The sequence below is a fragment of the Paenibacillus jamilae genome (assembly GCF_050482105.1).
Classification (GTDB): Bacteria; Bacillota; Bacilli; order Paenibacillales; family Paenibacillaceae; genus Paenibacillus; species Paenibacillus jamilae_B.
In genome coordinates this window covers 99784-125504 of record NZ_JBCNHI010000015.1, presented here as the reverse complement: position 1 = coordinate 125504, position 25721 = coordinate 99784, and the positions used below count along the sequence as shown (strand labels likewise).

Below are 25721 nucleotides of genomic sequence, written 5' to 3'. Positions count from 1 at the left end.
CTAAAAAAACTTACCAAGAGAGTCTTATGCATACGACCCGTACATTGGACTCCCTATGGCACAATACTCTTTTATGAGGTCAAAATATAAGGACCGTTCTTTGTAATCGCAATGGTGTGCTCATATTGAGCTCCCCAACTGCCGTCTGCTGTGCTGATAGTCCAACCATCATCCCCCCAGAGCACCGCGCCTTCGGGTCCGAGGGTAAATACCGGCTCAATGGTAATCACCATCCCTTCGCGCAGTGGCAATCCCGTTCTAGCACGACCGTAGTGGAGAACGTCAGGCGGCTCATGGATTTGGCGGCCGATTCCATGCCCGATCAGGGTCTTGACGTTACCGTACCGTCGCCAGCCTGCCGTTTTTTCGACCGCATGCCCGATATCGCCTAATGTCCTGCCGGGGCGGGCAACCTCGATCCCTCGCATCAGTGCCTTATGAGTCTGACGCAACAGCTTTGCTACCGGACGGCTAATGTTACCCACTGCGTACGTCCATCCCCGGTCAGCCAGCCATCCGTCCTTGTTGACCACCATGTCGATGGTCACAATATCCCCATCATGAAGTACCCGCTCCGAGGGAAAGCCATGACACACCACCTCATTGACCGAAGCGCAGGTCGCATAAGGGAACCCCTTATAGCCCTTTTGTTCAGGCGTAGCTCCACGCTTGCTTAAAAATTGCTCCACCCAAGCATCGATTTCAAGCGTTGTGATTCCCGGAAGAATACGACTTTCCAGCGCACGATGGCAATCTGCCAAAATACGTCCGGCCTCTCTCATATAGCCGATTTCCTCCGGTGTTCGTATTGCTATTTCTATTGGAATCCGCCTCCTTTGAGCATACAAATTCACTAAACCTATCCCATTGTATGCAGGACGGACACAAAAAAACCGTCTCCTCTAGGGAAAGACGGTTTATAAAAGTCGTATTTCTAGTTGTTCGGATTAGCAAACCCTTTAAGATACTGAAGAATTGATGCGGCCGAGTTCGTTTTCCACCACCATGGTCAACTCTTCCTCATACCCTCCTGTTATCCGGTATTTTCGCACATATTCCTTTACAAATTTTTTGGGATCCTTAGGCCGGAAAATTCGAGTCATTTCCCGCAGACTTTCCTTAACTTCATTGTGACCTTTCGTTGCCATGTAACTCCCTCCCAAAACGTTGAAAATAAGTGCTCCGTTGAAGAGAATGCCGAAAAGTATTGATGTACTTATGCAGTGAAGTAGTATGTCTAGTGCAGCTTAGGTCGGGAATGTCTTATGCAAGACATGTACCTGACACTATTATTAACCGATTTTCTTTTGGCTGAATCACTACCCCATTATACCATATTCAGATACAGCTTTCAGCTTTCCAGTAAATTTACATTGATTTTACCTATCTTTTACGCTTCATATCATTTTGGAGTTCCCCATTAGCTGCTGTATGGAGGTATATCTTATTTATCGGCTTTTGGAGCGTATGTGTTTGGGGTAAAATAAATAAACATAACAAGGAGGGAAATGGATGAGCCGTTATGCTCCGCTGTTCACTGCACCTGTTGCCCGTCTATCTACGCTGAACCTTGGAACTTGTGAAGAGGAGGGCATTCATTCCTCCCTGCTTGATCAGGCAGACCACGAAATCCAAGCCAAATTCCCGAAAATGCACAGCTTTCTAATGCTTCGCCACGGCAAGCTGATCTGGGAACGCTATTACAACGGTCATGAAGCAAGCACTTTGAATGATTTGCGTTCCGCGACCAAAAGCTTCACTTCCACGCTCGTCGGCATTGCCATGGCACGCGGAGATATGCCTGGACCAGAGACCGCTGTGCATAAGCTGTTGCCTGAGTATTTACCCAAGCGGAAGGAAACACTGCTAGAACGGATTACGATTCGCCATCTGCTGACCATGACGTCGGGCTTGTATTGGCGGACAGGCAAAAAGCTCGGTGAAGCTTTTATCCACCGTTTTCATCGCAGTAAAAGCTGGCCGTCCTTTGCCCTACGATTACCTGTACAGGAGGATCAAATTGGCGTATTCCAATATCGAAGTGTTGATTCGCATCTGTTGTCTGTGCTGCTGACTCGTTGCTGTGGAATTGACGCCTATACGTATGCTCTCCAGCACTTATTTGAACCGCTAGGTTTCGGGAAAAGTGGCTGGGCACAAGATCCAGAAGGCTACACCATGGGCCACATCGGACTGTATCTGACGTCACGTGATATGGCTAAATTCGGCGATTGCTGCCTTCATCAAGGCATCTGGAACGGAAGAGAACTAATTCCAGCCGATTGGCTGCATGAGGCGACACAGCGACAGATTGAAGGTTATCCAGAATTCGGGGATTACGGATTCCAATGGTGGACTGGACGAATCCACGGTATCGACTATGCGTGTGCGCACGGACATGGAGGACAACAAATTTATCTTATACCGGAAGCACATGCAGTCGTGGTATTTACAGCAGACAGCAAGGTGAGCCGTTGGAAAAACCCACGAACACTGCTAGAGCGTTACGTTTTGCCAGCCGTATCCTCCCTCAACTTGGAACGTTCCTGAAATGAGCTTCATGTGCTTATTGAATATAGGGGGCTAAACAGTCATGGAAGTCTCAGCACCGAAAATTCTAATATTATACGCCAGCTACGGGGAAGGCCACGTGCAGGCCGCCCGGGCAATCATGGATAGTTTGCGAAGACTCGGACACTGCGAGGTACAACTACTCGACTTGATGGCTGAATCTCATCCGTGGTTGAATGGGCTGACCAAATTTGTATATATGCAAAGCTTTAAAACGATTCCACAGCTTTACGGCTGGGTCTATAACGTCACACGCGGTATGCAGGCTAAATCGGCCTTTGGCCATGTGTTGCATTCATTCGGAATGCGCCAACTTGCCCTCACCTTGAAAAAGGAGCGTCCGGATCTCGTAATTCATACGTTTCCACAGCTCGCTCTGCCGGCATTACGCCGCAAAATGGGAATGAATTTGCCTATTGTCAATGTGGTTACAGATTTCGATCTGCATGGGCGCTGGCTGCATCCCGATATCGACCGCTACTATGTAGCCACTGAAGATCTTCAGCAGGAAGCCGCCCAGCGTGGAATACCTATTGAACGTATTGCGGCCACTGGAATTCCGATTCACGCTTCTTTCTATAACCTATCTGCCAGCGAATCCCCTGATCATCCACAGATAATCCCGCCGTTACAGGCTGAGACAACTACACTGCTCATTATGGCAGGTGCCTATGGTGTGTTATCTGGCATACTGGAAATCTGTCGTCATTTAAGCCAGCTTCCGCAGCTGCGGCTACTGATCGTCTGCGGACGCAACCGGCAGCTGAAAGCAGAATTGGATGTGCTGTATGCTAACCATCCCCACATTCGCACCTATGGATTCGTGGACTACATTCCGGAACTTATGCGTGCAAGCAGTCTGGTGATTACAAAACCCGGCGGTATCACACTCTCGGAAAGCATCGCATCCGGCTTGCCTATCCTGGTGTTCAAGCCCGTCCCCGGTCAGGAACTAAATAATGCTCTGTATTTACAGCAAAAAGGAGCTGCCCGCATCGCTCGCACAACCGAGGAACTGATTCAGCATTGTCTGGATCTGGTCTCCACCCCTTCTCTTGCCGAGGAAATGAAGCAGGCGATCAAGTTACTCCGCAAGCCTCATCCCGCAGACCTGATTGCCGAGGACATTTTACAGCAGCTTGTGGATAAAAGAACCTCCGTTCGGACAAATTAACGAAGAATAAGCCAGACGGAGGGGATACGAATGGAACACAAAGGAAAGGATTTACTCCCGCTAACGGGTGAAAAGGTAGAAGTGGATGGTATTTATGTGGATGAGGATGGACATGAGCAGCATTTGCACAGAGGCCAGCACTTTCCCTCTGATGTTGTTTTGGGTACTTCCGAGTGGAAAATGACTGAATACGCCTTTGATAACCACCATGAAGGACGTACTGACGAACGACTTATCCCCAAAGAGGATGACAAGAATAAAATGGGTAAAATCACACATCCGCGCCGTCGTTTACAACGTGGTGATCGATAATTGAGGAAGTATATCCACAGTTAATCCCAATATGTTGATAATTTGTGTATATCCTGTGCGTAAACTATGTATTATCGTAATATTGTCTACAGTTTGTGCACAATTTGTGTATAAACTGTGTTGTTTTTGTGGATAAACATTAATATGCGGTGGATAAAGTGCGTACAGTATGTGCAAAACCTGTGTGTAACCATGTGAGTGGCTGAGCGAATCCTTTTCGTTCAGCCTTTTTCGCATTTTTATACACATTCTCTAATTCGCAAATAGCGCATGGAGGAGTGTAAAATGGAAACGAAGACGAACAGAGTCAAAAGATAAATCACCGAAATGTAAAAGGCGGAGTCAGCATGGCCGTGATGAAAGCGGAACAGGAACGTGAATGTAGAAGCATCTAACGAAACTCGTTGACCAAAATTTAGAGTAGAGGTGATCCGAATGGCATCTATTAAAATCCTTTCTCTTAATGTCGGCATGCCCAAGCAGATCCGGTTTAATCAGAAGGACGTTTCTACGGGGATATTCAAGTCGGCCACAGATGAAAATCTGTATTTATCTTATCTAAACTTCGAAGGGGATGGGCAGGGCGATCTAGTTCATCACGGGGGTAACGAGAAAGCTGTATGTGTCTATCCCTACGAGCACTACCCGTTCTGGGAAAATGAATTGCGGAGACCGCTCGATTACGGCGCGTTCGGGGAAAATTTAACGATAAAGGGTTTGCTAGAATCCGACGTTTGCATTGGAGATGTCTTTAAGCTTGGCAAAGCTATCGTTCAAGTTAGCCAGCCGAGACAGCCTTGCTACAAGTTGTCCATCAAGTACGACGTACCGGACATGCCCTTGAAGGTACAGCAAACAGGCTACACGGGATTCTACTTCCGCGTTCTGGAAGAGGGAGTTGCCTCTAAAGCCGACGGACTATCCCTCCTTCATCGCCATCCGAAAGCAATTACGGTTTCATTTGCCAATCGAATTATGCATCAAGAGAAGGATCATATCGAGGGTATTAAACAAATTCTCGAAGTGGAAGAATTGTCCGTAAACTGGAGAAATACGTTTCTAAAACGTTTGGCGGGAACTGAAAAGGATTCTCGGGAAAGACTATCGGGCAATTCGTAAGGTGGAAGTGGTTCAATGAGTTAGTATGTTTTGTGTAGAGCTAACTTTTTTACCGAGATCGGGCATATCCTTCAATCCTGTCCTCATAGCTTGTATAGTACGGATACGTAGCTTGAATCATTTACAAAGGGGGATATGCCTTCCATGTCAGTCTATAAGTCTTCCACAGGATTGGACGAAAATATAGCAGCTGTCCTGTGCTATTTGTTCGCATTTATTGGCGCGCTGGCCTTTGTCATGCTGGAAAAGAAAAGCCGATTTGTCTTATTTCACGCACTGCAATCCATACTTCTTTTTGTAGCCCTCATGATCGGACATGTGCTGGTCGGATTCATTCCGCTACTCGGTCCTTTCCTCGCCTCCCTGCTAACCCTGGCCAGCCTTGCTTTGTGGATTATCCTGTTAATTCGCGCGGGACAAGGAAAATGGCTCAAGCTTCCCTGGGTGGGTGATCTGGCCCTTCATCAGGCACGTCAGTTATAAAAATGGCGAAAAACCTTGATCCTAAACAAGGATTCAAGGTTTTTTCCATTTGGGCAGTTCATTCTTTTACGCTTGCTTCTTCTGACATTATATGAATGTATCCCAACTTATCTGGATTGACCATTAAATAAAAACTTTGAATATGCTGCCCATCCGGTGTCAGTCTGAGACATAGGGTTTCTTTCACTTCGCCGTCTTTCAGAAATGCCAGCTGAACCTCACCATTGATGATGGTGTGGACTACATCTCTTTCTCGTAAAACGGTTAGTACTCGACGAGAGGTCAGCAGGGCGAGAACGCCTTTGTGAACAACCATCGGTCTCATGACAGTATGCACATTACCTCCACCATCTGATACGAATACAGGCTGTTCTGCCAATAGCTCCAGCATGGAAGTCACATCGTAGGTGAGAAAAGCAGTTGTAAAACGTTCCAGCAGTTTTACCCGGGATGAGTCATTTATATTAGGACTGATTGGAGCTTCAGGAGCAGATTCTCCGGAAGATAGAATACGACGGGATCGACTGAACAACTGGCGACAGTTGCTCTCGGTCTTGCCCAGTAATTCCGCAATCTCTTTATAATCATACTGAAAAGCTTCTCTCAGCACAAAAACAGCCCGCTCCATCGGTTTTAGCTGCTCCAGCAGAACCAAAAATGCGTAAGATATCATATCCTTACGTTCTAACCAATCGGCAGGGAGATCTGCACTCTCGCCCAGCGGCTCTGGCAGCCACTGTCCTACATACGTCTCTCTTTGCTTGCGCGCAGAATTCAGTAGATTCAGACACCGATTCATTGTCATTTTGGCTACATAGGCTTTGGGGTTCTGTATATCATTCAGGGGCTTATGCTCCAGCTCGACAAAGCAGTCTTGAACGACATCCTCGGCATCCGTAACCGTTCCAAGCATGCGATAAGCAATGGCAAAAGAATATTTGCGATATTTCTGATACAGCTCCTCCAGACTTACATCCACCGATTCTTGCTCAATCCCTTGTTCTTTGCCAATCAAAAGCGTAGCCCCCTGTTCATTAAAGACTGCCTGGATACATCCCGGTCGCTATGGCAATCCGGTTCCAGCTGTTGATCACATTAATTGCCGTGATCAAATCTACGTATTCTTCCTCACTAAAATGTTCTCTGACCCGATTATACAAGTCTGTAGGTACCCCTTGCTCGGAGATATGAGTGACCGCTTCTGCTAATTCAAGCATAGCACGTTCTTTTTCCGTGAACAAAGGAACCTCCCGCCATAGAGCAAGCTGCAAAATATGGTCAGCATAATCCCCTAGTTTTAGCAAATCTTTTGCATGCATATCAAGACAATAGGAACAACCATTGATTTGGGATACTCTAATTTTCAGTAGTTCGTACAATACTTTGTCTGTAAAACGACCGGAAATATATTTTTCCATCTCCATCATAGCCTTAAATGTACTAGGGCTCACTGCTCTGTGATTGAATCTTAAACTCACGATACATCGCCTCCATTATTGGTTTACATATAGAAGACAAATGAACATGTGGTTTTGTGACAAAGTACAATACATCAATTTGGAATTGCCCTCAGTAGGCATAGCATGTATTATAGATAAATGATTTTATGTAAAGAAGGTGTACACTCACAATGAGCGGAAAAGGTTTTATCAAGGAATTTAAAGAATTCGCTGTACGGGGTAACGTGATTGACCTCGCGGTCGGTGTTATCATTGGTGGAGCGTTTGGCAAGATTGTCACTTCTGTAGTAAACGATATTATTATGCCTCCGATTGGTAAACTTCTGGGTGGTATGAATTTTCCAGACTTGTATGTAGCTCTACAAGCTGCCGATCCTTTAAATGCTGACGGCACACGCAAGACACTGGCACAGGCCAAAGAAGCCGGGATTGCAGTCCTCGCCTATGGTCAGTTCATTAACGTACTGCTAGACTTCCTGATCGTGGCCTTCTGTGTGTTCATGCTGGTCAAAGGGATTAACATGCTGAAGCGCAAAGAGGAAGAAAAACCTCCTCAGGAAAAAACGATCAAGGAATGCCCACATTGCCTGTCCGAAATTCCTATAGCTGCTACCCGCTGTGCACATTGCACATCCAAGCTAGAGGGATTCGTGGAGTCACTCTAGCTCATCCTACACTCCTATCAATACAACAAACGGCTTAAGACGGTATATCGTCTTAAGCCGTTTTAGCTTGGTAGAAAGTCTATTAGTTGAAGTTAGTGATAATACCCCGCGGTCTGACAGGCAACCCTTCTGCGTACAGATGGGAGACATCCCCGAAGCCAATGCAACGTGGAACTGCCCATTCCTTGGAGCGTTCATCAAACAAGATGGTGGTTACAGAGCTAGGCGGCATCCAAAAACCAGACCACACCAAAGCCAGCGGTAATTCCAATAGATGTGCAAGCCAGGTTAGCCCGAAGCCGCCATGACAAAATACGGCTACCCTATCTTCCGTGTGCTTCAGAATTCGGTACCTGCCCTCCACCCGCTCAAAGCCTTGCCGCTTCAGGAATTCATCAGAATGAACCTTCAGTCGCTCGAAGGTTTCGGGACTTTGCGTCCCCTGATAATAGGAAATTTCCTTCCAAGAGTCATGAGTCGGCAGGGGCGACCCAGAACGAATCACTTCACCAGGCAAATCCCAATGGGAAAGACGGCCGTATGGAGTATCCTCCAGCTTTAGTGCCAGCTCCTGCGTCCAGTCCTCCACTTCATATGTCATACCGAGAGAGTCGGTAGTGTAGCGCATCGTGTCTAAAGCCCGCCCCAACGGAGAGACGTAAATACGGTCCAGTCCGTGACTGGATAGCCGTTTGGCTAATGCCTTAGCTTCCAAATGCCCCTCCGGCGTGATGGTGTTGTTAGGGTAATCGGGGTCTGCATGACGGATAATATACAATCTCATTATTGGTTCTCCGTTCCTAAGAATGGCGAAAGGATCGCTTCATCTCTATCAATAAATCAGCTCTCCTGATCTTCAATTAATGTTTATTGAGCAAATTCTCCAAAATCGCGCGTAAATCCCTGTCTTCATGGTAAACTTCTTCGCCCGTATCCAGCTCAATAACCCGGATATATGTATAGTCCGCTCTGGCATCGACTGGTTTAAAAATCAATTCCTCCGGATTGTCTGGACGTACATCATAGCCCATATTTTTGAACATATCTGTTATTTGGTCAATCCCCGGCTTGCCCCCGCTTTCCAGCATAATCAGCCCGCGCAGTTCTTTGGGCTCCTCTGGATGCATAACTCGGAAATGTACAATACATTCCATGTAAAATCGCTCCTTTCAATCATAAATCTAAGTTATGGCACAAATCCCCATGTTCCCAGCATACCCCAAAAGCTACTCCACATTCCACATCGACCATCATATCGTCAGGGCGGAAAACACGTTATACTATAAAGTAGACTTTGATTTTCTGCATAGTATAGGAGGAATCACGATGACTAGCGAGCTTCTGGATATCTATGACGATGAAGACAACCCCCTTGGCACAGCTTCCCGACAAGAAGCACATGCGAAGGGCTACTGGCACCATACCTTTCACTGCTGGTTGGCACGAGATACCTCGGCAGGCCGCCGCTTGCTATTCCAACAGCGCCAGGATACAAAGGACACCTTTCCCGGATGCTACGATATTACAGCAGCAGGGCATTTGACTTCAGGCGAAGATATGTCTCAGGCGGCTCGCGAGCTGGAAGAAGAACTGGGCATTCAAGTTCCCTTTACGTCCTTAACACCGCTAATGACCGTTCGGTATGAAAGTAAAGGTACTGCACAGGGCACCTCTTTTTGGGATCGGGAGGTCAGCTCGGTGTTCGGACTGCTGTCCAACCAGCCCCTGGAAGCCTATCGTCTTCAGCAGGAGGAAGTAGCCGGATTGTACGAAGCAGACCTCAACCAAGCACTGGCCCTGTTTGAAGGCCATATTCCATTTATCGAAGCCCAAGGTATTACGTCGGGGTCGAACCCGGAAAAAACTCGCCGCCTGATTACATCCGATCAATTCGTGCCTCATCAAGCGGGCTATATTACATCTGTATGCCGGGCTCTAATGAAACTTCCTTCACAATAATCCTTAACCTATTCTCCGGCTGACATATATTTGCCGACAATGCCTTCATACCGCCAGCCATATCGGGTCGACAGCTCGCTGCCCATATCATGCTCCAGCTCATACAAAATAAGATCCTGGGCAAAATGATCAAGCAGCAAACCTGTCATCACCGGATGCTCGGTAATAAGCGCCTGTGTCGGGCAATTCTCTCCCCGCATCCCCAACATGCACCAACGCCGATCAATAACAAAGGAAAACTTGCGCCCTGACGGTTCCTGGCCGTCTGCACCAGACGCATGCGATAGCCACGGTCCCAACATACTTTCCCCGTTGTCGCAGGACCATAACAGACGCACACCCCGACTCTCGGCTTTTTTCAACGCTTCCCGCAGCAGTTCGGCTTCCTCACGCCACAAATCCAACACAATCTCCTGCTTTGCCCGTTCCAGCTCGCGTGTCAGGCTTTCCAGCACCTTCCGGTCACCTTCCACGTTATAAAAGGTCGGCTTGGCTGGCTCTGTTCGTGGCATCTCCTTCTCCACCGCCAGCAGGGATTCCCGCATCTGCCCTTCAATCATCCGGGTCAGCTCACCCGGCGGCAGCATGCTGTAGCGTACAGGCTCTCCCGCACTGGCTCTAAGGTATCCCTGCCCGGCCAAACGCTGCAAAGCCGCGTACACGTTGGAACGCGATGCGCCCAAACGCTTAGCCACTTCATAGCCGGACGCCGCATTTTGTCTCGAAAGCTCGACCATCACCTTAGCTTCCATCTCTGTAAAACCCAGATTCCGCAGATGTTGCAGCAAACGCTCCATATGTTCTGTTCCCCCTATGCTGCCCGGCGTTAGGTCTGTGTCCTGCGGCAGCCTGTTCGGCTGCGTCAAATCTGCTCAGCTCCACAGCGCGGGCACCATTTGGAGCCTTTGGGTAGTTCTGCTGTGCAGATTTGACATTTTACATTTTCGCGTATTTGCGTAGACGGCGTTGTTGGCTTCTCCCCCAAGGAATTATTGGCCTTCCAATATCGAATGCGCTCGTCCAGCTCTTCCTGACGCTCCCGCTCACGTTCCAATTCTTCAAGACGGTGGTGTTCTCTCTCCAGTTCTTCCTGACGACGGCGCTCCCACTCTTCGTCGAATGCCGCCTTTTCTTCTGGAGTGAAATCAGACACTGTGTAATTGCGGTCTAATTCCGCTGGATCATGCGTTTCATACTGCTCATCCTGTTCATGCCGATCAATGACTTCATCCTCTGCATACTCCGTGTAAGCAGGCACAGCATCCTTCACTACCTCTGACTTGCGCAGATCAAAAGAATAGGCGTCTGTTGGCACCTCTTCCCGCACAGCCGCTACTTGCTTGGAGGCAGCCTGACCTCCATTTAACTTGCGTCCGCATTTGGGACAAAAGTTCGCATCCAGCGGCACAACCGCACCACAGGCACATAAATGGGCATTTTTCAATTCTGCAATTCTACTGCGCAGCTCATCAATTTCATCCTGAAGCTCATCACAAGCAGTAGATAGCTGTGTCATCTCGGTTTCAGCCACTGACATATCGGATGCCCGGTAGCCTTCGTAAAAGATTTGACCCATTCGTAAGAAGTGTACATCCATTTCCTGCTGAATCGTTGTAATTTGCGAATTGATCTTACTAATTTCGACAGCATGCTGCGCCTTTTCCGTTGCGCGATTAGCGCCTTCCTTTATACGTTGAATCAGCTTCATCGTTATTTCCTCCCCATATCCAGCCGGATTTCACTGTACCGTCCGTATATCCCAAAGTTTTTTTCTGTTGGCAAGCCTCGAACTCCTGTATAATGGAATGCGGTCATATCGCCTGTTTGAAGGCTGTAGGCATTGGAGTCAATATGTTGACGTCCTGACGCTCTAGCTCTAGATCCGCATGAAATCAGCATCATTTTAGCCTATTGCCTTGTTCTTATCTTTAACTATAGCTGACTAGAACTCTATCATACCAAAAACTACCCCCATTTGTGAAAATGGAAGATTTTAAGAACGAAAGGGGTTTCAGGATCATGAACCCAAATCCTGCATTTTACCCCCGACCTATCGGGGTTCCTTATTCAACGACAATCCCTCAGGCACGTCGGGCTTCTATGGATACCAGTATCACACTGGTGCCTGACACCGACCAAGACGCGGCCTATTTTCGTGCTATAGAGGACGCGGGCATCCATCTCAACCGTCCGCAGATTCAAGCCGTACGCCATGGTAAAGGCCCCCTTCTGACCCTGGCAGGGGCTGGCTGCGGCAAAACCACGGTGCTGGCAGCCCGTGCAGGCTACCTTATGGCGATGCGGGATGTCCCGGCATCGTCCATTTTGCTGGTGACCTTCACTAGCAAGGCAGCTGCCGAGATGAAGCTGCGCATCGCAGGTTTACCCGGTGTGCGACCTGCCGCTGCACGTGCAGTACAGGCGCGTACCTTCCACTCATTCGCTTTGGCGATGCTGCGGCATCGCGGTGTGCAAGATGAAGTGTTCGGCGAAACGCAGGCCCAACATACCGTTATGAAAATGATGCTGCGCCAGCTTGGACTGAGTGAGGCTTTCCAGCCGGAAAGCCTACTGTCCGCCCTCTCCGCCTGGAAAGCGGAGGGGCGTAGCGCAAACGAGCTGCCGGAGACTATGCGCGAGGAGGCGGATGCCAAGCGTGCCATGCTCGCCTATGAAGCGTGGAAGCAGGAGCGCAATAAAATGGATTTTGACGATATTCTGCTGCGTGCCTCCGTTCTCCTGCGTGACCCGGATGTGCTTCAGCCGCTTCAACGGCGTTTTTCCTATATTATGGTCGATGAATTTCAGGATACGAATGCCCTGCAATACGAAATGGTGCAACGATTGGCTGCAAGGCACCGTAATCTAATGGTCGTCGGAGATGATGACCAGACGATCTATACCTTTAACGGAGCACGCCAGGAATCCATTTTGGAGTTTGACAAGGTCTATAAAGATGCAAAAGTCATCACCCTTGATATTAATTATCGCAGTGATGCGCGCATTTTGGGGCTCGGCTCCAACATCGTCGCCAAAAATGTCCATCGCCGCTCCAAACGTCTTTCGGCTGCCGGACGTGAAGGCTTGGCGCCACAGTTCGCCACCCCATCCGGGCCTGAGGAAGAAGCAGGACATATCGTTACTCATCTGCTAGGGCAGGTAGAGGAAGGTCGACTTCGCTATCGGGATATTGCTATTTTGCACCGGACAGCCAGTGGAAGCCGATCTATTTTTGAGCAATTAATTATGCGGGATGTACCGTTTATTCAGTACGGAGCGGGAGCCGTATTTTACGATCAATCTCTGATTCGTCCCTTAATGGATCACTTGCGTTTGTCGCTGAATCCCCGGCGAATGGAATCTATTCCAAGCACCCTTGGACCGCTGTATGTCTCTCGTGAGGCCGGAATGGAATGGATTATGCGTGAAGAGAAGCAGCAGGCTAAAAAATACCCGCTAATCCACCTCAGCCGCTGGGATCGACTACGTGATTTTCAGCGTGAACAGGTGAAAGAACGCATTCGGTTGATTCGCAGTCTCACTACCATGAAGCCTGCCTATGCCATTCAAGAAATGCGGCGCGTCTTTTATGACAAATATTTGGAAAGCGGCGATACGGGCGCATGGACACATTATAAGGAAACGATGCAAGAAAGTCTGGAGGAGCTCGAAACGGCAGCTAAACGCTTTGACACGGTAGAGGCCTTCGTCAGCTTTGCGGACGAGCTTTCCGAGCGCCACCGCCAGATGGAATCGCTGCGCAGAGAGGAAGACAGCGATGCTGTTCGGCTCATGACGATCCACCGCGCCAAGGGACTGGAGTTCCCTTGCGTATATTGGATCGGAGCCAGCGAAGGCATCCTGCCGCATAGCTCGGCCCTACACAGCGAGCTGCCGGAGGATCGTCGGGCAGGCGCCGCTCCCACAACGGCTGTGGATAACGATGCTGCGCTGGAGGAAGAACGCCGCCTCGCTTACGTAGCCGTCACCCGGGCAAAGGAGCTGCTATATATCACCTCCCCTGCCTCGAATCACGGCAAGCCTGCTGCCGTGTCGCGCTTCCTGCTGGAAGCCTATGGGGTCACTCCCCCTGAGGCTTCCAAACCGGACACACGTCGCAGCAGCTTTGGCCAATCGAGAGATACTGCCGGGTATGGCAGCCGCGCCGGTGGTTCGACAGCTTCAGGCGCGGTAACCCGTGTGAGCAGCAGACCGGGATCAACCCCAGCCGCCACTACACGGGCGGCCTCGGCGGCGGCTCGGTCACAGACAGAGCCACGCGTCAATGTGCCTGTGTGGAAATGCACGGACGCCGCCTGCAAGGCGTGGATGCGGCGCGACACCGTGGGTGGCCGCCGAACAACAGGGGCCAGTGCAAACACGCCGCCGGTGTGTCCGCTCTGCTCCTCCCCAATGACAGAGGGAACGCGCAACATCCCGGCCAGATAAGTGCAAAGCGCGGATAGCAGGATGGAACTGTTCTTTGCGAAAATAAGTTTTGGACAGATTAAATAAAACAAAAAACGGCAGACTAGGATATGAAAATAAAATCCTTGCCTGCCGTTTTTTTGTATATAATTTGATCTAGGTTAATCCTTCATTTGTTCTAGCTAAAATTTCGTTGATGACTGATTCCTAAAAGGAGGGAACATATAATGAAACTTTCAGGAAATACAATACTAATTACAGGTGGAAGTACTGGAATAGGATTAGCTTTTGCAGAACGATTTTTAAAAGCTGGCAATAAAGTCATTGTTACTGGACGACGTGAACATGTACTTCAAAAAGCGAAAGAGAAATTGCCTAGCCTTATTACTCATGTAAGTGATTTGAATATTGAATCCGAGCGTATAGCATTATTGGATTGGGTGACAGCCAGCTATCCGGAAGTAAATGTGTTAGTTAACAACGCCGGTATCCAGCAACGCTTTAACGTGCTAAAAATGGATGCAAAAAGCAATTGGGATTATTTCAGTAAAGAAATCACAACTAACATTGAAGCCCCTTTCCATCTATCCCTGTTATTCGCTCCGTATTTTGCAACAAAAGAAGAGGCGACTATCATTAACGTCACTTCTGGGTTAGCCTTTACGCCGTTTGTAATTGCTCCGATTTATTCAGCAACGAAGGCGGCACTTCATTCTTTTACAATCAGCCTAAGACACCAGCTTTCTGATACGTCTGTAGAGGTAATTGAAATTGTCCCTCCGGCAGTGAATACAGATTTAGGTGGAGCTGGGCTGCATACGCATGGAGAACCATTAGATGCCTTCGCAGATGGAGTTTTCAAAGGATTAGAAGAGGGCAAAACAGAAATCGGATATGGTACTTCTGTGGCTCGCTTACACATGTCACGAAATGAAGTCGACGAACACGTAGAAAATATGTATAAGGCAACGAAAAACTCAATTGAATAACACGCTTATGAGATTGATATAAAAAGAAAAACTCGCCACTATATAGGGCGAGTTTTTCTCCATATTGTAATCAAGCAAAGTCTGGCCTAGTTCGAACCAATAGATAGTTTAAAATCAACAATAGCCTGTTCAGCCGTGACCTCATAGCCCAAGTCCTTGTAGAGATGTACAGCTGCTTGGTTCTCCTTCAGTACTCCTAGATAGACATCTGATACAAGCGATCTGCCCAATTGGGTAAGTTGGCTCGCCAAATGCTTTGCTAGTCCTTTCCCTCTGTAAGCAGGGCTTGTATATATGTTTCCGAGCTCCACAAGCTTAGAATCATAAAAGTGGAAGCCGCCTACGGCAGTAAAATGATCACCTTCCTTGATCCCAAGGAAAGGATATTGTTCGAGTTCACTCTTCGTAAAAAATTTCATGCCTCCATTTCGCAATAAATCTACTATATCTGATAAGTCATTTTCCTTAACTAACTCAGCCCAGTTGGAGTCGAGCAGTCTCGATGAATCCATATGCTTCATCGTTAAGAAACGTTGTGGATTACCCGTTATGAGACCATAAGACTGAAAAAGTTGTAGGTCTCGATCACACAGGATTGTTCCACAAACGGTATTTTTCTTAAGTTGAATGGTTTCCTCAGTAAAAGCAATAAGTGCTGGAAAATCAAGCCTCCCCCTGTTTATGCAATAGAAGGAAAATGCAGGAAACGATAGCCCCCAAAAGTATGCCAAAACCGCTGTCAGTTTGTCGTTTACATATTGACCGACGAATTGAGCCTGCTCCTTACGTTGAGTTAAATAGCTATAGAATAACAAGTGTTGACCCCTATGAATCTGGTCCGCTAATGAATTAATAGTTTCGTAGGTAAGCAATCGATGAGAAATCATGTATTAGTCCCTTTCATTGCCATGTAGGTAGTATTCCTATTGGCATGATACCACAAATTGAAACTATTCCTCCCGCTTATCCCCTATAACCTTAAAATCCTGGGTTACACATTTTGAAAATATGAGGATTGTTTGCCGCCGAAGCATAAAATCCATAATTTAAGGATGATTTTCTCCGAAATTCATTGTATGGTTCCTGCCCCGCCTCTAATTTATGATGAAATTAAAGAGAGGTGAGGTACTCAAAAACTAATACCAAATATTGAAAACGCATACAAGGGAAGAAAAAATGCTTAAAAGTGCAAGCTGGTTTTTAATCACCCGCCATCGATTACTTCAAAGTGTGCTTCATATGTACGCACTAATGAAAGCGTTTTCTGCAATATACTTTGTAAATCAATTGAGGCGGTAACATCTACTAATTCAAGGAGTGAGTCATATGCCAGATCCATGGAAAAAGAGGTTTTTTGGTATTCTCAGCTTTGTTGTCTTATCCTTTTTGTTGGTATCTCTCAATTTAATCCCAGGCTTAGCAAAAGCAGAATCAGCTCACTTGGTCACCGATGCTGAAGACCAAACGACGATGAATACAAGTCAAAGCTTACCCACTAATAACCATTCATACCCTATCGTTGTCAGTTCCAAAGATGCAATTCTTCAAGGCTACGGCGTAGAAAAACGGGATATACCCTATACCGGCGATACGCTTTATAAAGGCGATGGATATGTATCCTTTTTTTATGACTATGATGAAAATTCTGGCAAGTCTGACGGGACGGCTACGTTTAAAGTGAACGTGCCTACAGCAGGCCTTTATAAGCTAAGCCTCGGCTACTACATTCCAGCAGGCACCGGCTCCAAGGATACGAGCATCGAGGTCAATGGCACCATGGCTGAAAGCATAACGCTGACTGCTCCTCCGAAAGATGCGGCGGTGAACGAGAAAATGGTAACCAAGGTCATGCTGAATGCCGGCACAAACGAGCTTACGTTTTCAAGAGGCTGGGGATATTATGGGATCGAATACGTGAAGGTGGAATTCGCCAATCTGCCTGCCACAATTAGCAAAATTGAAGCCGAAGACGGAGTCATTACTGGTGAGGTCAGCATAGAAGCTGCTGATACAGGCTATTCTGGTACCGGTTATGCAGCCTTTAAAGGCACAGGGTCACTAACCCTTACCTATAACGTAGCTTCAAGCGGGCTTTACAATCTTGCAATCGGTTACAGTAACCCTAATGGAGATAAAAAGACCCAATTGGTGGTCAATGGCCAGACCAGCGAAATATCGCTGCCGACAACAGCAAGCTACACAGAGGTATCCGGCGGCAAATTGATGCTGAAATCGGGAAACAACACCCTACAGTTCAATGTCGACTCGGAGCAATATCATATCGACTACATCAAGCTGTCAGCAGTAATCCCCCCGAAACTGCATCAGATTGAGAAAAAACCGGTTAATCCGAACGCAACTGCGGAAACCAAGGCACTCATGAGTTATCTCGTCAAGAGTTACGGCAGCCACATTCTTTCCGGTCAGCACACTCTTGAGGATGCCCAGTGGATTAAAGAACAAACTGGCAAGTATCCTGCTATGTTGTCAACGGACCTGATGGATTATTCCCCCTCTCGCGTCGAGCATGGTGCCACCTCAACTGAGGTAGAAAAGGCAATTCAATGGGCCCAAGAAGGTGGACTTGTCACATTCGCATGGCACTGGAATGCTCCTAAGGGACTGCATGATATTCCCGGTAAAGAATGGTGGCGCGGGTTTTACACGGATGCTACTACATTCGACGTTCAATATGCGCTTAGTCATCCCGAGTCGGAAGAGTATCAGCTTATGCTACGGGACATCGATGCCATTGCCGTTCAGTTGAAACGCCTCCAAGACGCGCACGTTCCGGTGCTGTGGAGACCACTGCACGAGGCGGAGGGCAAATGGTTCTGGTGGGGAGCCCAGGGCCCAGACTCCGCCAAGCAGCTGTACCGTCTCATGTACGACCGCCTAACAAACTACCATCACCTGAACAACCTGATCTGGGTATGGAACTCCGAGAGCCCCGAGTGGTATCCAGGAGACGATGTCGTCGATATTGTAAGTGTGGATATCTACAACCAGGCGGCTAATTACAGCCCGAGTATCGGCAAGTATGACAGCTTGGTGAATCTCGTGCAAGGCAAGAAGCTTGTTGGTCTGTCCGAAAACGGTCCGATTGGCGATCCCGAATTGCTTCAAGCCTATTCAGCCCATTGGCTCTTCTTCACCACATGGACAGGTGACTTCATACGCAATGGACAATATAACTCCCTGGATCATCTCATAAAAGTGTTCAACAGCGAATACGTGATCACGAGGGAGGAGCTTCCTCAAGACCTGTTTACTTTATCCAAGGATAAAGCGGAGTAAGGCGCTCTTACGGGAATTACCGTATCTACGTAAGAGTTCGGATATTCGGACTTTGGGCATGTGATCAGATTCGATAACAGCGGCCACCTCAGAAAATATCCGGGGTAGCCGCTGTTTGTTTGTGCCTAGAGCAACTGTAATCTAGGGCAAACCAATATAAAACAGGACCGTCTCCTTTCCTGCTGGAAAGGAGACGGTCCTGTTCTTTTATGCAAAACGAATTAGTTGGTGGACCATAGCTTAATCCGGTTTTGAATATGCTTGGTAAAAGCTTGTTCCATTTCTTGTACTCCGGCTTTCTCCAGTTCTGCCATGTAGGCATCCCAAACCTTGTCGAAGTTTTCCGGCTTGGTCATGACCGCTTCGGGAATCCGTTTCCATGTAATATCCTTCATCTTGGCTCCGAGGATAACAGCCGGATCGTCATTGGGAAGAGACATCGTGTATGCTGCCCCGTATGCTCTAGGCGGAAATTCCTCTTCCTTTGGAAAAAGATCTTTCCAGTGCTCGATCTTATAGCCCTTTAGGACTTCCTTCTCGGACTTGTTATAAGTCGCTGTCAGAATCTCTGGATAGCTGCGAGTGAAGTAGTTGCCGGTTGAGTCCTTGATGCCGTCACCATAATGGACCATCAAATTCCAATATAGACCGATCCCGGACTCTTTTTGGAAAGCCGCATTGTCATTGTTCATCCGCTCAAGTACAGCTGGAATAATCGTCCGTTTGCCATCTTTAATCGTATAATGTTTGCCTTCAATTCCCCAGTTATTCAGGATTTGACCCTCTTCCGATGCCAAAAAGTCGAGGAACTGGATAGCTCGTACCGGGTCCTTACACTTGCTAGAGATCGAGATTCCATATCCCCCATCAAAGCCAGGCAACCAGAAATTGGTATCCTTATATTCCTTGCTCATGGTGACTGGATAATGACCGTACGTTTGGTCGAATTTGCCCTCTGCTTTCAGTGCATTTTGTCCGTCGCCATAGTCCCACTCTGGATCGGCCAAGCCCAGTACACGTCCTGAAGCTACCTTCGCCTTAAACTGGTCTGTCTTCTGCACGAAGCTTTCTGGGTCCAGCAATCCAATGGAGTTCATGTGATTCAACCAGCGGAAATATTCCTTTTCTTCCGGTCGGCGGAAATGATAAGTCGCTTGGTGTGTTTTTTGATCAATGAAGTATTCACCGTCGTCTGGTCCCCCGGTCGTTTGAAATCCTGAGTTCGTGACCTGGTACATATGCCAATCGTCGGCATTCAGGGACAATCCAATATTTTTGTTGCCATTTTCATCCGTCGGATGCTTGGTGATATAGTCCTTAATGACTTTTTCAAAATCCTGTACCGTACGAATGTCCGGGTATCCCGCTTCCTTGACGACACGATGCTGGAGTTTAAATCCTACGTCAGGTTTGATTTTCTTCTCCTCGACAGCGGACCAGGTCGGAATCACATAGATCGATGGGTCATCCAAACTGTACTTCGTTCGAACAAGCTTGTCTCCCAGCATTTTTTTGATGTTCGGTGCGTGCTTGTCAATCAAATCTGTCAAATCAATGATTGCGCCAGCATCGACAAGTTTGCCGACATCCGCCTTAGCAGCGATTAAATCAGGATAGTTTCCTGTGGCTGCAATCAATGAAATTTTCTGTACTGGGTCGCCCACGGCGAATTCAGCATCTAGAGTTACTCCGGTTTTTTCAGCGATGACCTTACCGACTTCATCCCTCATGTTATTCCAATTTGTGCTAGAATCTTCCGAAAAATAAGTAAGCGTAATGTCTCCTGTTGTTACGGCCTTGGTATCCTCAGACGCTTTACTACCGCCGCACCCTGCAAGGGACGCGACTAAAGTTAATGACATTACGAAAGATACAACCATTCTATGTTTTCTTAGCTTCATGGAGCAAAACCTCCCATTATAATGAATGTTGCTTGTGTTAGCTTTTTACCGCCCCAAGCGTCATACCTTTAACAAAATATTTTTGTAAAAAAGGATACACGATAAGAATCGGCACGGTAACAATGATGGTGATTGCCATTTTGACGGATTCCGGCGAAACCTGTGCCATACGCTCCGCCATATTAGCAGCGTCCTGGGAATTGGTGGCGCTTGTTGTCGTACTTTGCAAGATTTTCATCAATTCATATTGTAGGGTTGTCAACGATTCGTTGGACCCATTAAACAGATAAGTATCAAACCAAGAGTTCCATTGCCCCACCGCCAAGAAGAGCGCTACTGTCGCTAATGCCGGTTTGCAAAGAGGAAGAATAACACGCCAGTATATCGTGAAGTCATTGGCACCGTCCAGCTTAGCCGATTCCTGTAACGCGTAGGGTAGACCGTCAATGAAGGAACGAATAATGAAGACGTTAAACGCACTTACAAGACCTGGTAAAATATAGACGGCAAATGTATCAATTAAATGCAGTTCCTTCATCAGGATGAAACCTGGAATTAACCCGCCAGAAACATACATAGTGACAGCAAGAAAGATGGAGATAAACCTTCTAGCTTGAAAATCACTTCGTGCAAGCGTATAAGCAAGCATTGAGCCGCTGACCAAGCCCGCTACGGTGCCAATGACGGTTCGCAGAAAGGAAATCTTGAATCCAGTGATTAACCCCTCATAGGTGAAAATCAAATCGTAATTTTTCAACGTAAATTGCCTTGGCCAGATGGTGATCCCACCTCTAATGGTGTCTACCGAATCGTTAAAAGAGATAGCTAGCACATTTAAGAACGGGTAGATCGTCAGAATGGTGACCACAATCATGAAAAGATAAACAACGGCTTCCAGAATTCTGTCCTGTGGCGATTTGGCCTGAAGCTTGTTGTTTAATCCGCTGGCCGGCGTAGTGCTTTTGACAGCCTCCATGTCATTTCTCCTCCTTACATAATGCTCTCGTTGGTATAGCGCTTAAAGATTCCGTTAGCCGTAAACAACAGGATCAGGCTTATCACCGAATTGAAAATATTAATGGCTGTTCCGAAGGAGTAACGTCCCATCGCCAGACCGTAATTAAGCGCATACAAATCAAGTACTTCAGAGTAATCAATGACCAGGTGATTGCCCAGCAGAAATTGTTTCTCGAATCCCGTACCGAGCAGATGACCAATAGACATAATTAGAAGAATAATAATGGTCGGCCGGATGCTCGGCAGCGTAATGTGCCACATTTGCTGCAATCGACTAGCGCCGTCCACCCGTGCGGCCTCGTATAACTCAGGACCAATACCGGCAATGGCAGCCAGATAAATAATGGCGTTCCAACCTGTTTCCTTCCAGATGTCTCCGAAAGTTACAACCCACCAAAATAATTTACCTTGGGCCATGAACTGGATCGGCTGTTCGATGATGCCTAGACCCATGAGCATATCGTTTACGACACCGCCATCCGCTGAAAGCATTTTGGTGACAATGCCTGCTGCCACCACCCATGAAACAAAGTGCGGCAGATAAGATACGGTCTGAACAAATCGTTTTATAACCTGAATACGGACCTCGTTGAGCAGCAGAGCAAAGACAACCGGTACAATAAAACCAGCGACCAGTCCCATAAGACTCATAGCCAGCGTGTTCCGCAGTACTTGGTAGAAATGATCATCTTGGAACAAAGTACGAAAATGCTCCAAGCCCACCCACTTCTGTTCAAAAAAACTCAAACCGGGTCTGTATTTCTGAAATGCCATTGTCCAGCCCCATAGCGGCAAATACTGAAAGATAAAGACCCAAATAACAAACGGAATAGACATGTAGTAAAGATACCTCTGGCTTTTAAATACCTTCCAAGCATTCCTCTTCGGTTTTTTGTATACGTTTTCCGAATTTGCTGTTACCGCTTTCATTTCTTCATCCCCTCTCTTAAAATCCATCATAAAACAGAGGGGAGTCTCAGCCCATACAACGGATTTCGGAAAAAATCATCCACAAATTATGGATTTCTATATTCCGACGGTGAACAGCCTTCGTACCTTTTGAATTTGCTGTAAAAGTAGTTGACGCTTGTATAGCCGACGCTTTCAGCGACTTCGTATACTTTCATCCCCTGATCCAGCAACTCCTTTGCCTTTTGGATGCGGACTCTGTCCAGGTAGGTGTTAAAGTACTCTCCCGTCTTGTTCTTGAAAAGCTGACCCAGATAGGCAGTACTGTAGTTTAGTAGTCTGGATAGCGTTTCCAGTCTCAGATTGTCTGCATAATGCCTGTGAATAAAGTCGATCATTTTCTTGAATTCCTGCTCTTTTCCACGGGGTTCGGAGTCTTTCGCCAAAGCAAGCAGAAAACGGTAGATCTCTTCCAAAAGATCCTGCAGGTAATCATGCTGGTATATCCCATTCAAAAAGCGGGAAACTTCCTCCGTCTCTTTCAACTCGATACAAAAACCCGCAGTGAGCTTATGAATGACTGCATTGGACAGGAAAAAGAACGACTCTTTGATCGACTTCTCATCTTGCGCCTGCTTGCGAAAAAAGGCTGCCGCCTCGTTCAACAGTGGTAGTATGATAGTCTGGTTTCCTACTTCCAGACTGTAATACAGGCCGAAAATTAATTCCTCCATCGTTTCTTCAGCTTTATCGACATATAATCGGGGAGAATCCAGTACAGGGGAAAGAAGAGGACACGGACCTAGCAGTCGGTTCTTCTCGCTGAAAAAGGATTGTTTTACCGCTTCCTGGGCCCTTAAAAAGGATTGGCAAATATCTTCGGGAGCAGATACGCCCCCTCCGGTTGCAGCAGCGAACCGGACATTACCCACAGTATTACGAATCTCATTGTACAGCATTTCACGTCGTTCTCTTCCGCGCAGCGGAGCGTTGAGCAAAAGGACGGCATACGGCGGGATTACTGTGACAAGTCCCGTCATCTGTCCCTCAATTTTTGCCTTCAAACCACTCGAAAGCTGGTATACGGCATCGGAACGGTCCACTTCAGAAACACGCGGGTAGACGACCACGACTTCGTAGTTGGTCCACAACAAGTCCGCTTCTGCTGCCTTACTTCTTAACTTGCTGGGGTCTTCCGTTTTCTCTTGAGGGACGAGCAGGCTATGCAGGTATAAATCCCGATTTATACCCTCCTTCTTACGCCACTCCGTTTGAAGGCGCTCCTCTTCGATCCGCTCGCGTATCCGTTTTAAACTGGACGACATTTCATCAATGTCGACCGGTTTAAGGAGATAGTCGAACACCCCGTATTGGATTGCTTGTTTGGCATATTCAAAGTCGGCATATCCACTGAGGATAATAAAATGCATATGATGACCGCCGGATCTCAAGTGCTCAATCAACTGTAGGCCATCCATAACTGGCATGCGGATATCGACGATTACGACATCGGGAGCTTTTTCCTCGATGACTTCCAGTGCTTCTTTTCCATTGGCTGCCGTAGCTATAACGGTAAATCCAAGGCTTTTCCATGGAATCAACGTTTGAAGTCCCTGACGAAGCTTCGGCTCATCGTCAACGATGACTACCCTGATCATTTGGCTTCACCCCCAGGTATGAAAAAATGAATACAGGTGCCTTTCCCAGGTTCGCTCTCAATATTTAAGGCACTAGAGGTCCCATACAATAAGACGAGACGATCGTTTACGTTTCGCAATCCAATTCGCTGAACCTCCTGTTCATGTACAGATGCAGCAAGCTCTTCTTGGACAAGGGCGAGACGACCGGCCGTGAAACCGGCGCCATTGTCACACACCATAACTTGGACCCCCTGCGGGATTTCCTTTACCTTCACTTCGATGACAGCTCCTTCTGCTTGATTATCCAGACCATGTACAATAGAATTTTCCACCAAAGGCTGGATAATCAAAGGTGGAACTAACATTTCCTCCACATTCGGATCAACGGTTAAACGATACTTCAAACGGTCCTCATACCGGAACTTTTGAAGGTCAAGATAACAGCACACCTGCTCAAGCTCTTTACGTAGTGGAATCTTGTCATTACCAGCCTCCAGACTGCTGCGTAATAACGTGCTCATCTGCCACACTGCCTCAGCAATATCGTCCTGTTTGCGAATGTGGGCCTCCATCCTGATAGACTCCAGAGAATTGAAGAGAAAATGCGGATTAATCTGGCTGGCCAGCATTTTAAACTTGATCTCGTTCTGTCTTTGCTCCACCAGATTTTTCTGGCGATTCGTTTCTTGAACCTCCTGGACCAAATGGTTAACGTTACTGACCAGCGCGTTAAATTCCCTCGATAGCAGGCCAACTTCATCTTTTCCGTCGATATGGAGGTAGGTTTCCCATGAGCCCGCCCCTACTTGGGTCATATGCTTGCTCAGGCGGAGAAGCCTTCTGGATAATAGCGAAGCAGAAGCATAGATAAGCAAGGCTGCAAAGATCAGGCTGGCTGTGATTACGATTCCGCCAATCCATATCACCTGATTAGCATCTCGGGTAATCCCAGAAACGGAAAAAACGGAAATAACGCGTAGTCCATTCCAGCTGTTTTGTGGAGTTAGATTTGCGATCACCACTTTCGACGCTTTTCCGTTAATGAGCGTGTTGTAACTGCCTTCCTGATGGAAAAGTATATTTTCATCAGCATGAATTTCAGAAAGATTCTTTCCGAACAATTCTGCTTCATTGGACGCGACAATCTGATTCTGATCATCTACGATTAAGGTAGGGAACGTTTCCTGATTCAGGATTGAGTTTAATTGGCGCTTGTTAACATTTATGACCAGAACCCCTTTTCGTCCTAGTGAATCCACTGAGAATGAACGGATCAGGCTGAGATTATCGGCATTAACCCTCTCATCCTTAATTAAATTCCATCCGGCTAATCCTTTCTGTTCTATAGCCTCCTTGTACCAATCTGTGGTTGTGATCGTTTCATCCGGCTGCATAAATTCCCAATTGTTAAGTGCTCCTGGATTAGAAACATACACACGGATACCGGATATCTCTTTATACAACTGAAGATAGTCACGAATACCTGTATACTCCCGGTATGCCTGAATAACTTCGAGGTAGCTGTCATACTTTTGGCTGGCTACCATTTTCATCCGGTTGTCGTTGGTTAGCCGGTACGAGATGTCTAGCGGTACTTTAATCAGCTCTTCTGTACGATTTCGGACCCGATCCACATTGTTGGATACTTGTGTAAAGGCGTCCCTAATGACGGTCTCTCGAAGCTTTCCCGTCAGAAACAGGCCGCATAGCAGCATGGGCAGAACAGTTACCGAAATGAATGTAATCGTCATTTTCTTTCTCAGCTTCATGTCATTCATCATTCGTATAAAAAGCATG

Annotated in this window: 25 protein-coding genes; 10 read left to right on the top strand and 15 right to left on the bottom strand. The window is 47.3% G+C overall.

Annotation, left to right across the window (positions count from 1 at the left end; all coding sequences use genetic code 11):
• Positions 1 to 71: 71 nt before the first annotated feature.
• Both map and ABEW32_RS12830 read right to left on the bottom strand, forming a co-directional pair.
• The gene (map, locus tag ABEW32_RS12835) at positions 72 to 854 is read right to left on the bottom strand and encodes a type I methionyl aminopeptidase (RefSeq protein WP_430188215.1); all 783 of its coding nucleotides are present in this window, start codon (positions 852 to 854) and stop codon (positions 72 to 74) included.
• A gap of 105 nt (positions 855 to 959) precedes the next feature.
• Entirely contained in the window at positions 960 to 1148 is a 189-nt protein-coding gene (locus ABEW32_RS12830) for a hypothetical protein (RefSeq protein WP_007428354.1), read from the bottom strand.
• 364 nt (positions 1149 to 1512) lie between these two features.
• On the opposite strand from ABEW32_RS12830, the gene ABEW32_RS12825 reads away from it, so the two are divergent.
• From ABEW32_RS12825 to ABEW32_RS12805, 5 genes are all read left to right on the top strand, one after another.
• Complete coding sequence (locus ABEW32_RS12825; RefSeq protein ID WP_430188214.1) at positions 1513 to 2550, top strand: serine hydrolase domain-containing protein; 1038 nt, start codon at positions 1513 to 1515, stop codon at positions 2548 to 2550.
• A gap of 43 nt (positions 2551 to 2593) precedes the next feature.
• The gene (locus tag ABEW32_RS12820) at positions 2594 to 3745 is read left to right on the top strand and encodes an MGDG synthase family glycosyltransferase (protein ID WP_430188213.1); all 1152 of its coding nucleotides are present in this window, start codon (positions 2594 to 2596) and stop codon (positions 3743 to 3745) included.
• 30 nt (positions 3746 to 3775) lie between these two features.
• Positions 3776 to 4057: a transposase gene (locus ABEW32_RS12815; protein WP_430188212.1), complete on the top strand. Its 282-nt coding sequence runs from the start codon at positions 3776 to 3778 to the stop codon at positions 4055 to 4057.
• Between the two features lie 435 nt (positions 4058 to 4492).
• Complete coding sequence (locus ABEW32_RS12810; protein WP_430188210.1) at positions 4493 to 5176, top strand: MOSC domain-containing protein; 684 nt, start codon at positions 4493 to 4495, stop codon at positions 5174 to 5176.
• Positions 5177 to 5320: 144 nt separating this feature from the next.
• Positions 5321 to 5659, top strand: coding sequence for a DUF4870 domain-containing protein (locus tag ABEW32_RS12805; protein WP_165178889.1), 339 nt, complete (start codon positions 5321 to 5323; stop codon positions 5657 to 5659).
• Positions 5660 to 5717: 58 nt separating this feature from the next.
• Here ABEW32_RS12805 and ABEW32_RS12800 read toward each other — a convergent pair whose 3' ends face one another.
• The gene (locus ABEW32_RS12800; protein WP_430188209.1) at positions 5718 to 6674 is read right to left on the bottom strand and encodes a sigma-70 family RNA polymerase sigma factor; all 957 of its coding nucleotides are present in this window, start codon (positions 6672 to 6674) and stop codon (positions 5718 to 5720) included.
• Positions 6675 to 6693: 19 nt separating this feature from the next.
• On the bottom strand, positions 6694 to 7137 hold the full coding sequence (locus ABEW32_RS12795; RefSeq protein WP_045245048.1) for a carboxymuconolactone decarboxylase family protein: 444 nt from the start codon (positions 7135 to 7137) through the stop codon (positions 6694 to 6696).
• Positions 7138 to 7289: 152 nt separating this feature from the next.
• Here ABEW32_RS12795 and mscL point away from each other — a divergent pair, with 152 nt between their 5' ends.
• A complete protein-coding gene (gene mscL / locus ABEW32_RS12790) occupies positions 7290 to 7784 on the top strand; it encodes a large conductance mechanosensitive channel protein MscL (RefSeq protein WP_430188208.1) in 495 nt (164 codons plus the stop codon).
• 82 nt (positions 7785 to 7866) lie between these two features.
• Here the strand turns inward: mscL and ABEW32_RS12785 are convergent, their stop codons facing one another.
• Complete coding sequence (locus ABEW32_RS12785; protein WP_016819533.1) at positions 7867 to 8568, bottom strand: histidine phosphatase family protein; 702 nt, start codon at positions 8566 to 8568, stop codon at positions 7867 to 7869.
• A 76-nt stretch (positions 8569 to 8644) separates the two neighbouring features.
• The gene (locus tag ABEW32_RS12780; protein ID WP_430188207.1) at positions 8645 to 8938 is read right to left on the bottom strand and encodes a hypothetical protein; all 294 of its coding nucleotides are present in this window, start codon (positions 8936 to 8938) and stop codon (positions 8645 to 8647) included.
• A gap of 172 nt (positions 8939 to 9110) precedes the next feature.
• Here ABEW32_RS12780 and ABEW32_RS12775 point away from each other — a divergent pair, with 172 nt between their 5' ends.
• Positions 9111 to 9743: an NUDIX hydrolase gene (locus ABEW32_RS12775; protein ID WP_430188205.1), complete on the top strand. Its 633-nt coding sequence runs from the start codon at positions 9111 to 9113 to the stop codon at positions 9741 to 9743.
• Between the two features lie 8 nt (positions 9744 to 9751).
• Here ABEW32_RS12775 and ABEW32_RS12770 read toward each other — a convergent pair whose 3' ends face one another.
• The 3 genes from ABEW32_RS12770 to ABEW32_RS12760 form a co-directional block, all read right to left on the bottom strand.
• Positions 9752 to 10540: a TrmB family transcriptional regulator gene (locus ABEW32_RS12770; RefSeq protein ID WP_430188487.1), complete on the bottom strand. Its 789-nt coding sequence runs from the start codon at positions 10538 to 10540 to the stop codon at positions 9752 to 9754.
• Positions 10541 to 10605: 65 nt separating this feature from the next.
• Positions 10606 to 11451, bottom strand: coding sequence for a zinc-ribbon domain-containing protein (locus tag ABEW32_RS12765; protein WP_430188203.1), 846 nt, complete (start codon positions 11449 to 11451; stop codon positions 10606 to 10608).
• Positions 11452 to 11453: 2 nt separating this feature from the next.
• Positions 11454 to 11645 (bottom strand): hypothetical protein, encoded by a 192-nt coding sequence (locus ABEW32_RS12760; RefSeq protein ID WP_430188202.1) that lies wholly within the window; start codon positions 11643 to 11645, stop codon positions 11454 to 11456.
• A 117-nt stretch (positions 11646 to 11762) separates the two neighbouring features.
• On the opposite strand from ABEW32_RS12760, the gene ABEW32_RS12755 reads away from it, so the two are divergent.
• Both ABEW32_RS12755 and ABEW32_RS12750 read left to right on the top strand, forming a co-directional pair.
• Positions 11763 to 14192: a UvrD-helicase domain-containing protein gene (locus tag ABEW32_RS12755; RefSeq protein WP_430188201.1), complete on the top strand. Its 2430-nt coding sequence runs from the start codon at positions 11763 to 11765 to the stop codon at positions 14190 to 14192.
• A gap of 206 nt (positions 14193 to 14398) precedes the next feature.
• Positions 14399 to 15160 (top strand): SDR family oxidoreductase, encoded by a 762-nt coding sequence (locus ABEW32_RS12750; RefSeq protein ID WP_430188199.1) that lies wholly within the window; start codon positions 14399 to 14401, stop codon positions 15158 to 15160.
• A gap of 86 nt (positions 15161 to 15246) precedes the next feature.
• Here the strand turns inward: ABEW32_RS12750 and ABEW32_RS12745 are convergent, their stop codons facing one another.
• A complete protein-coding gene (locus tag ABEW32_RS12745; protein ID WP_430188197.1) occupies positions 15247 to 15975 on the bottom strand; it encodes a GNAT family N-acetyltransferase in 729 nt (242 codons plus the stop codon).
• Positions 15976 to 16486: 511 nt separating this feature from the next.
• On the opposite strand from ABEW32_RS12745, the gene ABEW32_RS12740 reads away from it, so the two are divergent.
• Positions 16487 to 18457, top strand: a complete 1971-nt coding sequence (locus tag ABEW32_RS12740) for a glycosyl hydrolase (RefSeq protein ID WP_430188195.1) — start codon at positions 16487 to 16489, stop codon at positions 18455 to 18457.
• Positions 18458 to 18678: 221 nt separating this feature from the next.
• Here the strand turns inward: ABEW32_RS12740 and ABEW32_RS12735 are convergent, their stop codons facing one another.
• The 5 genes from ABEW32_RS12735 to ABEW32_RS12715 form a co-directional block, all read right to left on the bottom strand.
• The gene (locus ABEW32_RS12735; RefSeq protein ID WP_430188193.1) at positions 18679 to 20358 is read right to left on the bottom strand and encodes an ABC transporter substrate-binding protein; all 1680 of its coding nucleotides are present in this window, start codon (positions 20356 to 20358) and stop codon (positions 18679 to 18681) included.
• 37 nt (positions 20359 to 20395) lie between these two features.
• Positions 20396 to 21334: a carbohydrate ABC transporter permease gene (locus ABEW32_RS12730; protein WP_430188191.1), complete on the bottom strand. Its 939-nt coding sequence runs from the start codon at positions 21332 to 21334 to the stop codon at positions 20396 to 20398.
• A gap of 14 nt (positions 21335 to 21348) precedes the next feature.
• A complete protein-coding gene (locus ABEW32_RS12725) occupies positions 21349 to 22305 on the bottom strand; it encodes an ABC transporter permease (protein WP_430188189.1) in 957 nt (318 codons plus the stop codon).
• An 86-nt stretch (positions 22306 to 22391) separates the two neighbouring features.
• A complete protein-coding gene (locus tag ABEW32_RS12720; RefSeq protein WP_430188187.1) occupies positions 22392 to 23942 on the bottom strand; it encodes a response regulator in 1551 nt (516 codons plus the stop codon).
• Positions 23939 to 25720, bottom strand: a complete 1782-nt coding sequence (locus tag ABEW32_RS12715) for a sensor histidine kinase (protein WP_430188185.1) — start codon at positions 25718 to 25720, stop codon at positions 23939 to 23941. Before ABEW32_RS12715 ends, ABEW32_RS12720 begins: the two co-directional genes overlap by 4 nt.
• Between the last annotated feature and the right edge of the window lies 1 nt (position 25721).

Coding starts and splice junctions, on each gene's coding strand:
- ABEW32_RS12830 (WP_007428354.1), bottom strand. CDS start 1,148: ATGGCAACGAAAGGTCACAATGAAGTTAAGGAAAGTCTGCGGGAAATG.
- ABEW32_RS12825 (WP_430188214.1), top strand. CDS start 1,513: ATGAGCCGTTATGCTCCGCTGTTCACTGCACCTGTTGCCCGTCTATCT.
- ABEW32_RS12820 (WP_430188213.1), top strand. CDS start 2,594: ATGGAAGTCTCAGCACCGAAAATTCTAATATTATACGCCAGCTACGGG.
- ABEW32_RS12815 (WP_430188212.1), top strand. CDS start 3,776: ATGGAACACAAAGGAAAGGATTTACTCCCGCTAACGGGTGAAAAGGTA.
- ABEW32_RS12810 (WP_430188210.1), top strand. CDS start 4,493: ATGGCATCTATTAAAATCCTTTCTCTTAATGTCGGCATGCCCAAGCAG.
- ABEW32_RS12805 (WP_165178889.1), top strand. CDS start 5,321: ATGTCAGTCTATAAGTCTTCCACAGGATTGGACGAAAATATAGCAGCT.
- mscL (WP_430188208.1), top strand. CDS start 7,290: ATGAGCGGAAAAGGTTTTATCAAGGAATTTAAAGAATTCGCTGTACGG.
- ABEW32_RS12785 (WP_016819533.1), bottom strand. CDS start 8,568: ATGAGATTGTATATTATCCGTCATGCAGACCCCGATTACCCTAACAAC.
- ABEW32_RS12780 (WP_430188207.1), bottom strand. CDS start 8,938: ATGGAATGTATTGTACATTTCCGAGTTATGCATCCAGAGGAGCCCAAA.
- ABEW32_RS12775 (WP_430188205.1), top strand. CDS start 9,111: ATGACTAGCGAGCTTCTGGATATCTATGACGATGAAGACAACCCCCTT.
- ABEW32_RS12770 (WP_430188487.1), bottom strand. CDS start 10,540: ATGGAGCGTTTGCTGCAACATCTGCGGAATCTGGGTTTTACAGAGATG.
- ABEW32_RS12765 (WP_430188203.1), bottom strand. CDS start 11,451: ATGAAGCTGATTCAACGTATAAAGGAAGGCGCTAATCGCGCAACGGAA.
- ABEW32_RS12760 (WP_430188202.1), bottom strand. CDS start 11,645: ATGATGCTGATTTCATGCGGATCTAGAGCTAGAGCGTCAGGACGTCAA.
- ABEW32_RS12755 (WP_430188201.1), top strand. CDS start 11,763: ATGAACCCAAATCCTGCATTTTACCCCCGACCTATCGGGGTTCCTTAT.
- ABEW32_RS12750 (WP_430188199.1), top strand. CDS start 14,399: ATGAAACTTTCAGGAAATACAATACTAATTACAGGTGGAAGTACTGGA.
- ABEW32_RS12740 (WP_430188195.1), top strand. CDS start 16,487: ATGCCAGATCCATGGAAAAAGAGGTTTTTTGGTATTCTCAGCTTTGTT.
- ABEW32_RS12735 (WP_430188193.1), bottom strand. CDS start 20,358: ATGAAGCTAAGAAAACATAGAATGGTTGTATCTTTCGTAATGTCATTA.
- ABEW32_RS12730 (WP_430188191.1), bottom strand. CDS start 21,334: ATGGAGGCTGTCAAAAGCACTACGCCGGCCAGCGGATTAAACAACAAG.
- ABEW32_RS12725 (WP_430188189.1), bottom strand. CDS start 22,305: ATGAAAGCGGTAACAGCAAATTCGGAAAACGTATACAAAAAACCGAAG.
- ABEW32_RS12720 (WP_430188187.1), bottom strand. CDS start 23,942: ATGATCAGGGTAGTCATCGTTGACGATGAGCCGAAGCTTCGTCAGGGA.
- ABEW32_RS12715 (WP_430188185.1), bottom strand. CDS start 25,720: ATGCTTTTTATACGAATGATGAATGACATGAAGCTGAGAAAGAAAATG.